11 protein-coding genes are annotated in these 13,790 nt (G+C 53.9%); 4 read left to right on the top strand and 7 right to left on the bottom strand.

Going from position 1 to position 13,790, the window contains the following annotated elements; genetic code table 11:
- Positions 1–2 precede the first annotated feature (2 nt).
- The 5 genes from gsiC to OGV57_RS02445 form a co-directional block, all read right to left on the bottom strand.
- A complete protein-coding gene (gene gsiC / locus OGV57_RS02465; RefSeq protein ID WP_003836970.1) occupies positions 3–923 on the bottom strand; it encodes a glutathione ABC transporter permease GsiC in 921 nt (306 codons plus the stop codon).
- Between the two features lie 46 nt (positions 924–969).
- A complete protein-coding gene (gene gsiB / locus OGV57_RS02460; protein WP_054528220.1) occupies positions 970–2,508 on the bottom strand; it encodes a glutathione ABC transporter substrate-binding protein GsiB in 1,539 nt (512 codons plus the stop codon).
- 28 nt (positions 2,509–2,536) lie between these two features.
- On the bottom strand, positions 2,537–4,408 hold the full coding sequence (gene gsiA, locus OGV57_RS02455) for a glutathione ABC transporter ATP-binding protein GsiA (RefSeq protein WP_003836972.1): 1,872 nt from the start codon (positions 4,406–4,408) through the stop codon (positions 2,537–2,539).
- Positions 4,395–5,360 (bottom strand): beta-aspartyl-peptidase, encoded by a 966-nt coding sequence (iaaA, locus tag OGV57_RS02450; protein WP_003836974.1) that lies wholly within the window; start codon positions 5,358–5,360, stop codon positions 4,395–4,397. Before iaaA ends, gsiA begins: the two co-directional genes overlap by 14 nt.
- A gap of 191 nt (positions 5,361–5,551) precedes the next feature.
- Positions 5,552–6,340 carry an aminoglycoside adenylyltransferase family protein gene (locus tag OGV57_RS02445; protein WP_054528219.1) on the bottom strand — a complete coding sequence of 263 codons (789 nt, stop codon included), beginning with the start codon at positions 6,338–6,340 and terminating at the stop codon, positions 5,552–5,554.
- Positions 6,341–6,515: 175 nt separating this feature from the next.
- On the opposite strand from OGV57_RS02445, the gene moeA reads away from it, so the two are divergent.
- Together moeA and moeB are read left to right on the top strand one after the other, a co-directional pair.
- Complete coding sequence (gene moeA / locus OGV57_RS02440) at positions 6,516–7,751, top strand: molybdopterin molybdotransferase MoeA (protein ID WP_054528218.1); 1,236 nt, start codon at positions 6,516–6,518, stop codon at positions 7,749–7,751.
- The gene (gene moeB, locus OGV57_RS02435) at positions 7,751–8,500 is read left to right on the top strand and encodes a molybdopterin-synthase adenylyltransferase MoeB (protein ID WP_054528217.1); all 750 of its coding nucleotides are present in this window, start codon (positions 7,751–7,753) and stop codon (positions 8,498–8,500) included. The genes moeA and moeB overlap by 1 nt, the downstream gene beginning before the upstream one ends.
- Positions 8,501–8,548: 48 nt before the next feature.
- On the opposite strand, the gene OGV57_RS02430 is transcribed toward moeB, so the two are convergent.
- Both OGV57_RS02430 and fsa read right to left on the bottom strand, forming a co-directional pair.
- Complete coding sequence (locus OGV57_RS02430; protein WP_054528216.1) at positions 8,549–9,478, bottom strand: Rpn family recombination-promoting nuclease/putative transposase; 930 nt, start codon at positions 9,476–9,478, stop codon at positions 8,549–8,551.
- Positions 9,479–9,657: 179 nt separating this feature from the next.
- Positions 9,658–10,320 carry a fructose-6-phosphate aldolase gene (gene fsa, locus OGV57_RS02425; protein ID WP_003836983.1) on the bottom strand — a complete coding sequence of 221 codons (663 nt, stop codon included), beginning with the start codon at positions 10,318–10,320 and terminating at the stop codon, positions 9,658–9,660.
- A gap of 132 nt (positions 10,321–10,452) precedes the next feature.
- Here fsa and OGV57_RS02420 point away from each other — a divergent pair, with 132 nt between their 5' ends.
- Positions 10,453–11,352, top strand: coding sequence for a glycyl-radical enzyme activating protein (locus tag OGV57_RS02420; protein WP_054528215.1), 900 nt, complete (start codon positions 10,453–10,455; stop codon positions 11,350–11,352).
- A 5-nt stretch (positions 11,353–11,357) separates the two neighbouring features.
- On the top strand, positions 11,358–13,790 hold the full coding sequence (locus OGV57_RS02415) for a glycyl radical protein (RefSeq protein WP_054528214.1): 2,433 nt from the start codon (positions 11,358–11,360) through the stop codon (positions 13,788–13,790).

Genomic DNA, 13,790 nt, shown 5'->3' with positions numbered 1-13,790 from the left:
CCTTACTTGTACCTGATAGCCGGATTAATGGCGGCGTAAAGCACATCCACCACTAAGTTGATAAGAATAAACTCCAGAGAAAACAACAGTACCTCGGCCTGAATCACCGGGTAGTCGCGCATTTCGACGGAGTCCACCAGCAGTCGCCCAAGCCCAGGCCAGTTGAACACCTTCTCAACCACGATTGATCCACCAAGCAAAAAGCCAAACTGTAGTCCCATCATGGTGACCACCGGGATCATCGCGTTACGCAGACCATGTTTTAACACCACCCAGGTCTCACTCACCCCTTTAGCCCGCGCGGTGCGCATATAGTCTTCGCTGAGCACATCGACGAACGAGGCGCGGGTAAACCGGGCCAGCACCGCAGCCACCGCCGCGCCCAGAGTAATAGACGGGAGGATATAGTGCAGCCAGGTGTCAGCGCCAACGGTTGGCAACCAGCCAAGCTCAACGGAGAATATCTGCATGAGCAGCATGCCAAGCGCAAACGCCGGGAACGAGATCCCGGTGACCGCCAGCGTCATACTCAACCTGTCCGGCCAGCGATTGCGCCATACGGCTGCAATGATCCCCGCCGTCATACCAAATAACACAGCCCATGCCATACTCGCAATTGTCAGCCATAACGACGGCATAAAACGGCTGGCTATCTCTTCGGAAACCGGGCGACGAGAAACCATCGACGTGCCAAAATCGCCTTGCAACACGTTGGTCATGTAATGCCAGAACTGAATATGCAGCGGTTGGTCCAGACCCAGCTGCTTGCGTACCAGTTCAATCACCTCGGCGTCAGCTTCCGGTCCGGCAATCAGCCGGGCCGGATCGCCGGGTAGCAGGTGAACAAATAAAAACACCAGCACCGCAACAATCAATAGCGTTGGGATCAACCCCAGCAGGCGCTTGAAAACATAGTTAAGCATCACGCTCCCTTCGCCGGCCCCTGGTTAACGGGGCCGAATGAATAGCTTATTTTAAATCCGCATCATCAAAGCTAAATCCGGTGTCCGGCATAATCCAGAACCCGGTCAATCTGGTGCTGTGCGCCGAAATCAGTTTTTCCACAACCAGTGGGATCCACGGCGACTCTTTCCAGATAATATCCTGCGCATCCTTGTACAGCTTCGCTTTCTGCGCCGGATCGTTGGTTTGCAACGCTGCCGCTAAATCACTGTCCACCTGCTTATTGCTATAGAACGCCGTATTAAACAGTGTTGGCGGCCAGTTTTGTGATGCAAATAGCGGTGACAGCGCCCAGTCAGCTTCCCCCGTAGAGGCAGACCAGCCCGTGTAGAACATCCGCACCCCGCTCTCTTTCTGCGCTTTACCCTCTACTTCCGCCGCGCGCTGGCCGGCATCCATCGCTGTTACCTGAGCCTTAACTCCCACCTGCGCCAGCTGCTGCTGGGTAAATTGCAGCACTTTCTGCGCGGTACTGTGATTATGCGAAGACCATAGCGTGGTGGTAAAACCGTTCGGATAACCTGCTTCTTTCAGCAGTTCGCGCGCTTTCGCCGGGTCGTATGGCCATGGCGTATAGCTTTGCGCATAGGCTATCGACGGAGGAAGAACGCCCGTTGCTGGCGTGGCATAACCCGCAAACGCCACTTTCACCAGCGCCTGGCGGTTGATGGCATAATTCAGCGCTTCACGCACCTTCGGGTTGTCGAATGGTTTTTGCGTGACGTTCATGCTGATATAACGTTGCATAATAGACGGACTGGCCACCAGTTCCAGGTTTTTATTCTTCGCCAGTAACGCAGCCTGCTCGTAAGGGATCGGGAAGGCAAACTGCGCTTCCCCGGTCTGCAGCATGGCCGCACGCGTGTTGTTGTCGGTCACCGGACGCCAGGTAATCGTATCCAGCTTTGGCAGCCCTTGCTGCCAGTAACCCGCGAACTTCTTAACCTTCACAAAATCTGTCTGATTCCAGGTATCAAGCTGGTACGGCCCGGTCCCCACAGGGTGGAAACCGATCTCCTTACCGTATTTCTCCAGCGCGGCGGGAGAAATCATTGCCGTTGCCGGATGCGCCAGAATATTGATAAAGGCAGAGAACGGCTGTTTCAGCGTAATCTTCACCGTCGACGGATCGACGACTTCGGTTTTATCGATATTCTTATACAGGTTGTAGCGTTTCAGACGGTTTTCCGGATTGCTGGCGCGATCGAGGTTGGCTTTAACCGCATCGGCGTTGAAGTCGGTGCCATCCTGAAATTTCACGCCCTGACGCAGCTTAAGAGTGTAAGTCAGGCCGTCATCAGAAACCGTATAGCTCTCTGCCAGCACATTTTTCAGCTTCATCTCTTTATCAAGACCAAACAGTCCCTGATAAAACGACTTCGCTACCGCCTGCGACAATGTGTCATTCGCGTCATAGGGGTCAAGCGTGGTGAAATTGGATCCTACCGCCACCACCACGTCTTTGGCCGCCCAGCCAGGCGATGCGGCCAGCGCAGAGGCCACTCCCAAAGCAACCAGCCATTTCCGAGCAACAATTTTTGTCATGTTATTCTCCTTAAACCCTGTCTGCCTGTTATAAACGTGAAAGCGCATTTTCTGGTTGCCCACGCGCAACATAATGCCCCGGGCCAACTAACTGTAACGACACGGGGGAAATCTCTTCGCCGCGCTTGCGGATATTGCTGGGGATATCATCCGACAACAGCACACGCTGTGGTCGGTGATGCGATGGATCGGCAACTGGTACTGCCGCCATCAGTTTGCGCGTATACGGATGTTGCGGATTTTCAAACACCGCGCGTCGGGGGCCAATCTCAACGATTTGCCCGAGATACATCACCGCCACACGGTGACTGATCCGTTCCACCACCGCCATATCGTGGGAAATAAACAGGTATGCAATTCCCATTTCCCGCTGCAGGTCGAGCAACAGGTTGATAATTTGCCCACGAATTGAAACATCCAACGCCGAGACAGATTCATCGGCAATAATCACTTTGGGATTGAGTGCCAATGCCCGTGCAATACAGATACGCTGACGCTGACCGCCGGAAAACTCGTGCGGATAGCGCCAGGCATGCTCAGGCAGCAATCCTACGCGTTCCAGCAGCCATGCAACTCGTTTTGACCCCGCATCCCCCTGCAATAACCCATGCACCCGTAGCGGCTCCAGAATGGAATATCCCACCGTCTGACGTGGATCGAGCGAGGCATACGGATCCTGGAAGATAAACTGAATATCCCTACGCAGCGGCTGCAACTTGCTGGCAGCAAGGGTATCAATACGCTGTCCGTTGAAAATGATTTCCCCACGCTGAGACTCAACCAGGCGCAACAGCGCCCGCCCGGTGGTGGATTTCCCACAGCCCGACTCCCCCACCAGCGAGAGCGTTTCTCCCGGCCACAGGTCAAAGCTGACGTTTTCCACTGCATGCACCTCGCGAGTCACGCGATTTAGAATGCCGCTACGCAGAGGAAAACGCGTCACCAGGTTACGTACCTGCAAAATTGGCTCGCCTTCAACCACGGTATCCTGTTCGGTCTGTGGCTCTACATGGCTGGGATCGTGTAATGAAATAAGCGGGAAACGGCGCGGAAGTTCATGCCCGTTCATTGCCCCAAGCTGCGGCACGGCTGCCAGCAGCGCTTTAGTATAAGGATGCTGGGGAGCGTGAAAAATCTGCTCAACGCTGCCGGTTTCTACCGCCTCGCCCTGATACATCACCAGCACGCGGTCGGCAATATCCGCCACAACGCCCATATCGTGGGTAATAAAGATCACTCCCATCGACATATCCTGCTGCAACACTTTTATCAGTTGCAGGATCTGCGCCTGAATGGTGACATCCAGCGCGGTTGTCGGCTCATCAGCAATTAAAACCGCAGGGCGACACGACAGTGCCATGGCGATCATCACCCGCTGGCGCATACCGCCGGAAAGCTGGTGTGGATAACGCGATAAAATCGCCTTCGCCTCGGGGATACGCACCTGATCGAGCATTCGCTTCGCTTCTACCATCGCCTCTTCGTGACTGGCCCCCTGGTGCAAGCGGATAGACTCGGCAATTTGCTCGCCCACGGTAAACACCGGATTAAGCGATGTCATAGGCTCCTGGAAGATCATCGCGATATCCGCACCGCGCACGTGACGCATTTGTGATGCGCTCTGTTCACCCAGCTCAATAACCTGTCGATTACGGCGTCGGAGGAGCATTTCATCGCAGCTCACCTCGCCGCCGGACTGTTCAATCAGACGCATCAGCGACAAGGCGGTCACCGACTTACCAGAACCAGACTCGCCGACTATCGCCAGCGTTTCGCCACGCTTCAGGCGAAATGACAGATTGCGCACTGCGCTGACACGCTGCTGCTCCTGTTCAAAGGCAATATTCAGATTGCTGACTGCCAGCACATCGCTGGCATCAAGCTCATCACTGTGTGGCAACGCTATCTCCTTTTTCCCGATAAATACCGGTGGTTGGCGTATCACCTGCGTATCCCCAGGCGCGGTACATGCCTTCGCTGTTAAACGGCAAAGCGACATTGCCTTCATGATCGATAGCAATTAAACCGCCGCTGCCGCCAAGCGCCGGTAATTTTTCCATCACTACGCGTTCACACGCTTCGGATAAACTCAGACCGCCGTAGTCCATCAACGCCGCAATGTCATAGGCCGCCAAAGCACGAATAAAGACTTCTCCGGTTCCGGTGCAGGAGACTGCCACACTTGCATTATTTGCATAACAGCCTGCGCCAACCAACGGACTGTCACCCACCCGCCCCGGTAATTTATTGGTCATCCCGCCGGTCGATGTTGCTGCCGCCAGATTGCCAAACATATCTAACGCGACCGCACCCACGGTACCCATTTTGTTGTTTTCATCCAGCGGGCTCGCGCTATGGTCCAGCACCGTTTCACCCGCTGTTCGCGCCGCCAGAAGTTGAGCGTAGCGTTCTGGCGTCGAGAAAATATCCGCTGATACGCGCTCCATACCCTGCGCAATGGCAAAGTTTTCAGCCCCTTCACCTATCATCATGACGTGTGGGCTGTGTTCCATTACCAGCCGTGCCGCGAGAATCGGGTTTCGCAGATGGCTTACCCCGGCGACGGCGCCTGCGTTCAGCGTATTACCGTCCATCACACAGGCGTCCAGCTCATGGGTTTCATCACGGGTATACACCGCGCCAATTCCGGCATTAAACAATGGACACTCTTCCAGCAGGCGCACGGCCTCGGTAACGACATCCAGTGCGCTACGACCGTCTTCAAGCATCCGCTGGCCGGTTTCAACGATATCCGACAGCGCCTGTATATAACGCAACTCTTGCTCCTGGCTCAGCTGCGAACGGGTAATAGCCCCTGCGCCGCCGTGAATTGCAATGACTGCTTTACCCATTTTTTTCGTCCATTAGGTGGCAGGTACCGGGGTTATAAATATCAGAATTTCTGTGACTTATTGATTCGATTTTTGAATATAGAAAGATGCAGACGTCATGTAAAGGTTAAGGCCCGTACCTCACCCCCCATCCCATCAGGTTATTTAGATGAGTTAATCAGAAAGGGGATCTTCCAACATCGTTGAATATATTATTCAAGCCGATCGGCAATCTGTTTTTTTGCATAAAACACAAAGCGTTCAACAGACGGCATAGACGCAGCCCAGTTCTTTTTGGTTAACCCCAGGTATTCCGCACGCGCGGCTTGCAGCGTGTCAGCATACTCAACGGGTAATTGCGGTATAAGCCAGGCGGCGGCTTCATCTTTAGCGACAATATTGCCCGTAACCAGGCTGTACCAAATACGCGCCAGAGTAAGGATGATATTTCGCTCGTCACCCTCTAAATCGCCCGTTTTCTGCCACATATCAAGAATATGCCGAAATGTTTGCACGACATCGCTAAAAGGAATGACGTTGAATAACGTCTCAGCGGCTTCACCGAACAACGCTACGCTGGCGCGCCTGGCCTGGGTCAGCAGGATGGAAAGATCAGGATCCACCTGTGTCGGTTCAACAATTCCCGCGCGAATATCGTCACGCAACCATTCGCCAAATTGCATTTCTCTTGACGGTGGGAATTGCCAGGGTACAAGTTGTGAATAGATCACGATGGTCACTTCCAGCGCCCGATATCTATCAACGCTACCAGGCGGGGCTGATATTTCCAGAAAACCCTGCATCAGATCTTTTCTTTGCCGGGTAGTAAGTGGCTGCCTAATGGTAACCAGTAAATCGATATCGCTTTGGGGCTTTAAGCCACCTTCAACAGCAGAGCCATACAAATGAACAGCAACCAGGTCGCCCTCGATAATCCGCGCAATCAGTGCACTGGCGGCATTCACCTGTCGTCGAATTGAATCCGGGATAGTCGCAGACATTTAGCCTCCTGGAGAAAAAGCAGAAATCATGAGTCTATACTGCATTTTTCCTGTAGCGCTAATCTCTGGCAGAAAACCTGTATCAGATCTGATCCTAAGCCTGAGGTAGCATACTGTCCGCGTCCATTTTCTGACATAATGAGCGGATTCGATTTTGCCCCGCAGGAGTCTTCTCATGGAATTTACCGCCGGACTGATGCCGCTTGAAACGGCTCTTTCTCAGATGCTTTCGCGTATTACCCCACTCACCGCCGTCGAAACGCTGCCGCTGGTTCAATGCTTTGGCCGTATTCTGGCCACCGACATCGTCTCCCCGATTGATGTGCCGGGATTCGATAACTCGGCAATGGATGGCTATGCGGTGCGATTAGCCGATTTACAATCAGACCAGCCTCTTGCGGTGGCTGGCAAAGCCTTTGCTGGACAGCCATTTCACGGCGAATGGCCTGCGGGAACCTGCATCCGTATTATGACCGGAGCCCCGGTGCCTGCCGGTTGTGAAGCCGTGGTAATGCAGGAGCAAACGGAACAAACTGACGACGGTGTGCGTTTTACCTCCGACGTCCGCAGCGGACAAAATATTCGTCTGCGCGGTGAAGATATTGCAAACGGCGCGGTGGTATTCCCCACAGGAACTCGTCTGACAACCGCCGAGCTTCCCGTGCTGGCTTCGCTCGGTATTGCCGAGGTTCCCGTTGTGCGTAAAGTCCGCGTGGCATTGTTCTCCACCGGTGATGAGCTGCAATTGCCGGGTCAGCCGCTGGGCGACGGGCAGATTTATGACACAAACCGTCTGACCGTTCACCTGATGCTGCAGCAGTTGGGCTGCGAGGTGATCAACTTAGGGATTATTCGCGACAATCCCAACGCGCTGCGGGCCGCATTTATCGAAGCCGACAGCCAGGCCGACGTTGTCATCAGCTCTGGTGGCGTTTCGGTAGGCGAAGCGGATTACACCAAAACCATTCTGGAAGAGCTGGGAGAAATTGCCTTCTGGAAGCTGGCTATCAAACCCGGTAAACCGTTCGCCTTTGGCAAACTGAGCAACAGCTGGTTTTGCGGCCTGCCGGGTAACCCGGTGTCTGCTGCCCTCACCTTTTATCAACTGGTACAACCGCTGCTGGCGAAACTCAGCGGCAACACCGCCTGTGGGTTGCCTCCGCGCCAGCGCGTGCGCACCGCTTCACGCCTGAAGAAAACGCCAGGGCGTCTGGATTTTCAGCGTGGTGTATTGCAGCGTACCGCGGAAGGCGAACTGGAAGTCACTACCACCGGGCACCAGGGCTCGCATATTTTTAGCTCCTTTAGCCAGGGCAATTGCTTTATTGTGCTGGAGCGCGATCGCGGTAACGTTGAGGTCGGAGAATGGGTTGAAGTTGAGCCATTTAACGCACTGTTTGGAGGTCTGTAATGGCAGAACTCAGCGACCAGGAGATGATGCGCTATAACCGGCAAATCATTCTGCGCGGCTTCGATTTCGAAGGTCAGGAAGCGCTCAAAGATGCGCGGGTACTGGTCGTTGGTCTGGGGGGACTGGGATGTGCTGCAACCCAGTACCTTGCTGGTGCTGGCGTCGGGCATTTAACCCTGCTCGACTTTGACACGGTCTCCGTGTCGAACCTCCAACGCCAGACGCTGCACAGCGATGCAACCGTAGGGCAACCAAAAGTGATATCCGCTCGTGACGCGCTAACGCGGATTAACCCTTATATCGCCATTACGCCGGTGAATGCGCTGCTGGACGATAGCGAGATTCACGCGCTTATTGCCGAACATGATTTGGTGCTGGACTGTACGGATAACGTCAGCATCCGCAATCAGCTGAATGCCGGATGCTATGCCGCCAGAGTTCCGCTGGTTTCCGGTGCAGCGATTCGCATGGAAGGGCAAATTACCGTCTTTACGTATCAGGAAGGCGAGCCCTGCTACCGTTGCCTGAGCCGTCTATTCGGTGAAAACGCCCTGACCTGCGTAGAAGCTGGAGTGATGGCCCCGCTGATCGGCGTGATCGGCTCGTTACAGGCGATGGAAGCCATTAAGCTGCTGGCAAACTACGGTAAACCGGCATCCGGAAAAATCGTCATGTACGATGCCATGACCTGCCAGTTTCGCGAAATGAAGCTGATGCGTAATCCGGGGTGCGAGGTCTGCGGGCAATAAACGAAAGCCCCGGCGGCGTTTGTTATCCGGGGCTGAATTAATATACGTTCAATACGTCAGTGATTTAACGTCATCTTCAGAAAGCCCAGTAATCCTCACGATGACCGCCCGTGGGAGACCATCGTCCAGCATTGAGTGAGCAATGCGTAACGCTTCCTCGCGGCGGCCTTCAACCAAGCCTTTTTGCATTCCTTCCCGCATCCCCTTTCGCTGTCCTGCCCTACGTATTTTTTCCACAATATTCATTGTACTCTCCTTGTGTTCGGGTACCCGCTGCGCCAGCTTGCGCATAAATCGTCCAAAGCGCGGTTTGTGACCGTGCTGGATTAGCAGGTAATTAAACAGCGCTTTTAGCTGGCTGTCATTAGCGCTTCCGGTAACCAACAGCGCGGCCAGCTTGTCCACCAACCCCATCAAATCGCGCTGACGAATATGCTTTTGAATCAGTTCCAGAAGAGCAATGCGTCGGTGCTGCATAATTTCTTCATCTGGAACAACGGTAATATCTACCAGCGGAAAAGCTGACAGGTAGAGCTGACGTGCAAGTGTTGGATTATCAAACTCATCCAGCCAGCATAGAGAGAAGGGATAAGGTGTATCGATTCCGTGATAAAACAGCATCAGCACAACTAAAGGTAACGTATTATGCCCGGCGTCGAGGTGACTTTGCATTGCCGCTATCGCATAACGCATCAGGCGAAATGCCATATGAACATCCGGGCGGCTTTGATGTTCGATTACGACATAAATATAGCCGTGCCCTTCACTGGTTTTCATCGACCAAAGTACATCGGAATAATATGCACGTAAGTTATCCTCGATAAAACTGGTCGGTTGCAGCTTTAATGTCGAAAAATCGCACAGCGTTCGTAGCGTGGAGGGAAGATGGATTTCAATGAAATCGCGCGCCGTTTCCGGGTATTTTAAAAACGTTTTAAATAGCGCATCGTGCGGCGTGGATGTGGGTGATTTTTTCATGGCGGTCCGTCACCTGATTAACATGATGACACGACTGTACCTGCCATGATGACGGGTCGCATGCCGACTTTGTCGGTTTTACGAGGGGGATTCGCAGATAAAAGCGTACAACTGCAACACATTCATTTTGACGGAATCATGTACGCAATAATGCCGGGACTACATCCCGGCACTCTCGTTTAAATAGATGTGCGACCGAATGCGCTCTGCCAGTCGTGCTCAAACTTCGCGACGGCAGCATCAACTGCCGGAGAGCTAATCATCTGCTGAGCAACGTCCAGCGGTAGCGTGATGGACTCGCAGCCTGCCAGCAGGCAATCCAGCGCCTGACGCGGCGTTTTAAAACTGGCTGCCAGTACTTTGGCGTGCGGGGCATGCATTTTTAGTAACGTCTGCAGGTCGGTCACCGTCTGAATGCCATCCCCTCCTTGCGCATCCACGCGGTTAACGTATGGCGCAACATATTCCGCACCTGCCAGTGCAGCCAATAACCCTTGAGCTGCACCGTATACCGCAGTACCCAACGTCGGGATCCCTTCTTCTTTCAGCAATTTTATAGCCGCCAGACCTTCTGCTGTTACCGGCACTTTGACCACGATATCAGCAATGATTGCCCGCAGCTTACGCGCATCGCTAACCATCCCTTCGGCGGTGGTCGCCATCACCTGAGCAAACAGACGGCCTTGTCCTCCCATCGCTTCCTGCAGTTGCGGCAGTAGTACTTCCAGCGTCTGATTCCCCGCCGCCACAATACTCGGGTTAGTGGTCACCCCTGCCAGCGGGAAAATGCGCGCCAGAGCTTTTACCGCATCAACGTCAGACGTATCTAAATAGAGTTCCATAACCTTTCCTCAAACGAATAATTAGCATGAATAAAAGGTAGCACGGCGAAACCTCACGGTTAGTTGACGCACGTCAATATAACTTTCATTCGAAAGTAATTTAATCTTTATACGAAAGAAAAGAGGTCGCTTATGATTTTCAATATCCAGCGCTATTCCACGCATGATGGCCCCGGGATCCGTACTGTGGTGTTCCTTAAGGGATGCTCCCTGGGCTGTCGGTGGTGCCAGAATCCGGAAAGTCGCGCCCGTACGCAGGATCTGCTCTATGACGCACGTCTGTGCCTTGACGGTTGCGATCTCTGTGCTCAGGCCGCACCCGCGGTAATTGATCGGGCACTAAGCGGGTTGCTGATTCATCGCGAAAAACTGACCGATGACGATCTGACGGCGCTGACCCACTGCTGTCCAACGCAGGCACTAACCGTCTGTGGAGAGGTAAAAAGCGTGGACGAAATCATGGCGACCGTATTGCGTGATAAACCGTTTTACGATCGCAGCGGAGGGGGCCTCACCCTGTCCGGTGGTGAACCGTTTATGCAGCCAGAGCTGGCGGCTTCTTTGCTCAAAGCCAGCCACGACGCCGGCATTCATACCGCAGTGGAAACCTGCCTGCATGTCCCGTGGAAGTATATTGAACCATCATTATCTGACGTCGATCTGTTTCTGGCCGATCTAAAACACGTGGCGGATGCGCCGTTTAAACAGTGGACCGATGGCAGCGCCTCTCGTGTGCTGGAAAATCTAAAAAAACTGGCCGCAGCTGGTAAAAAAATGATTATCCGCGTACCGCTGATTCAGGGATTCAACGCTGACGAAGCCGCCATCCAGGCTATTACCGATTTTGCTGCCGACGAGCTTCACGTCGGGGAGATTCATTTTTTGCCCTACCACACCCTTGGTATCAACAAATACCACTTACTCAGTCAACCCTACAACGCACCGGATAAACCGCTTGATGCGCCTGCACTGCTCGAATTTGCCCAGCAGTATGCCAGCCTTAAAGGTTTAACCGCGACCCTACGAGGATAATCGCCATGACCACTCTGAAACTGGACACACTCAGCGATCGTATCAAAGCGCATAAAACAGCCCTGATCCACATCGTGAAACCGCCGGTTTGTACCGAGCGCGCCCAGCACTATACCGAGATGTATCAGCAACACCTGGATAAGCCGATCCCGGTACGCCGCGCGCTGGCGCTGGCCCATCATCTGGCGGAACGCACCATCTGGATCAAGCATGACGAACTGATTATCGGTAACCAGGCAAGCGAAGTGCGCGCCGCGCCGATCTTCCCGGAATACACCGTCTCCTGGATTGAAAAAGAGATCGACGACCTCGCCGACAGACCGGGCGCAGGCTTTGCGGTAAGCGAAGAGAATAAACGCGTCTTACACGAGGTGTGTCCGTGGTGGCGTGGTCAGACCGTGCAGGATCGCTGCTACGGGATGTTCACTGACGAGCAGAAAGGGCTGCTGGAAACCGGCATTATCAAAGCCGAAGGTAATATGACCTCCGGCGACGCACACCTGGCGGTGAACTTCCCGCTACTACTGGAAAAAGGTCTCGACGGCCTGCGCCACAAGGTCGATGAACGTCGCTCCCGCATCAATCTGACGTGTCTGGACGATCTCCACGGCGATCAGTTCCTGAAAGCGATTGATATCGTGCTGGAGGCCGTTAGCCTGCACATTGAGCGCTTTGCCGCGCTGGCGCGTAAAATGGCGTCCACAGAAACGCGCACCAGCCGTCGTGATGAACTGCTGACCATGGCGGAAAACTGTGATGTGATTGCCCATGAGCCACCAAAAACATTCTGGCAGGCGTTGCAGTTGTGCTATTTCATCCAGTTGATTCTGCAAATTGAATCTAACGGTCACTCAGTGTCGTTTGGCCGTATGGATCAGTACCTCTACCCGTTCTACCGTCGCGACGTAGAACTGAATCAGAGCCTCGATCGTGAGCACGCCATTGAGCTGTTGCACAGCTGCTGGCTGAAACTGCTGGAAGTGAACAAAATCCGTTCTGGCTCCCATTCGAAAGCCTCAGCGGGCAGCCCGCTCTATCAGAACGTAACCATAGGTGGCCAGAACATGGTCAGCGGTCAGGCGATGGATGCCGTCAACCCGCTCTCCTACGCCATTCTGGAATCATGTGGCCGCCTGCGTTCTACTCAGCCGAACCTGAGCGTGCGTTATCACGCGGGGATGAGTAATGACTTCCTTGATGCCTGCGTGCAGGTGATCCGCTGCGGCTTCGGGATGCCAGCCTTTAACAACGATGAAATCGTCATTCCGGAATTCATTAAGCTGGGCATTGAACCGCAAGACGCCTATGACTATGCAGCGATTGGTTGCATCGAAACCGCCGTTGGCGGCAAATGGGGCTACCGCTGCACCGGCATGAGCTTTATTAACTTTGCCCGCGTGATGCTGGCGGCGCTGGAAGGCGGACGCGATGCCACCAGCGGCAAAGTCTTCCTGCCGCAGGAAAAAGCGCTCTCAGCTGGCAACTTCAACAATTTCGATGAAGTGATGGATGCCTGGGATACACAGATTCGCTACTACACGCGTAAATCCATTGAAATCGAGTATGTCGTTGACACCATGCTGGAAGAGAACGTACACGATATTCTGTGCTCCGCGCTGGTAGACGACTGTATCGAACGCGCGAAAAGCATTAAGCAAGGCGGCGCGAAGTATGACTGGGTATCAGGTTTGCAGGTGGGTATCGCCAACCTCGGCAACAGCCTGGCAGCAGTGAAGAAACTGGTCTTTGAACAGGGCGCTATCGGTCAACAACAACTGGCCGCCGCGCTGGCCGATGATTTTGACGGTCTGACCCATGAGCAGTTACGCCAACGACTAATCAACGGCGCACCGAAATATGGCAACGATGACGATAGCGTTGATACGCTGCTGGCCCGCGCTTATCAGACTTATATCGATGAACTGAAACAGTATCATAATCCGCGTTACGGACGTGGTCCGGTTGGCGGCAATTACTACGCCGGGACCTCGTCTATTTCTGCAAACGTGCCGTTTGGCGCAGCAACGATGGCAACGCCGGATGGCCGTAAAGCACACACTCCACTGGCAGAAGGCGCAAGCCCGGCTTCCGGTACGGACCATCTCGGCCCAACTGCGGTAATTGGCTCGGTGGGTAAACTGCCGACCGGTTCGATTCTCGGTGGCGTGCTGTTAAATCAGAAGCTGAACCCGGCCACGCTGGAAAATGAGTCTGACAAACAAAAGCTGATGATTCTGCTGCGTACCTTCTTTGAAGAGCACAAAGGTTGGCATATTCAGTACAACATCGTTTCTCGTGAAACGCTGCTGGAAGCCAAAAAACACCCGGATCAGTACCGTGATCTGGTGGTGCGTGTAGCGGGTTATTCCGCCTTCTTCACCGCGCTGTCTCCGGATGCACAGGACGATATCATCGCGCGCACTGAACATATGCTGTAA

The sequence above is a fragment of the Citrobacter sp. Cf087 genome (assembly GCF_030334285.1).
GTDB classification, from domain to species: domain Bacteria; phylum Pseudomonadota; class Gammaproteobacteria; order Enterobacterales; family Enterobacteriaceae; genus Citrobacter; species Citrobacter freundii.
The sequence above is the reverse complement of the archived record's forward strand: the minus strand, read 5'-3'. Positions and strand labels throughout refer to the sequence as shown.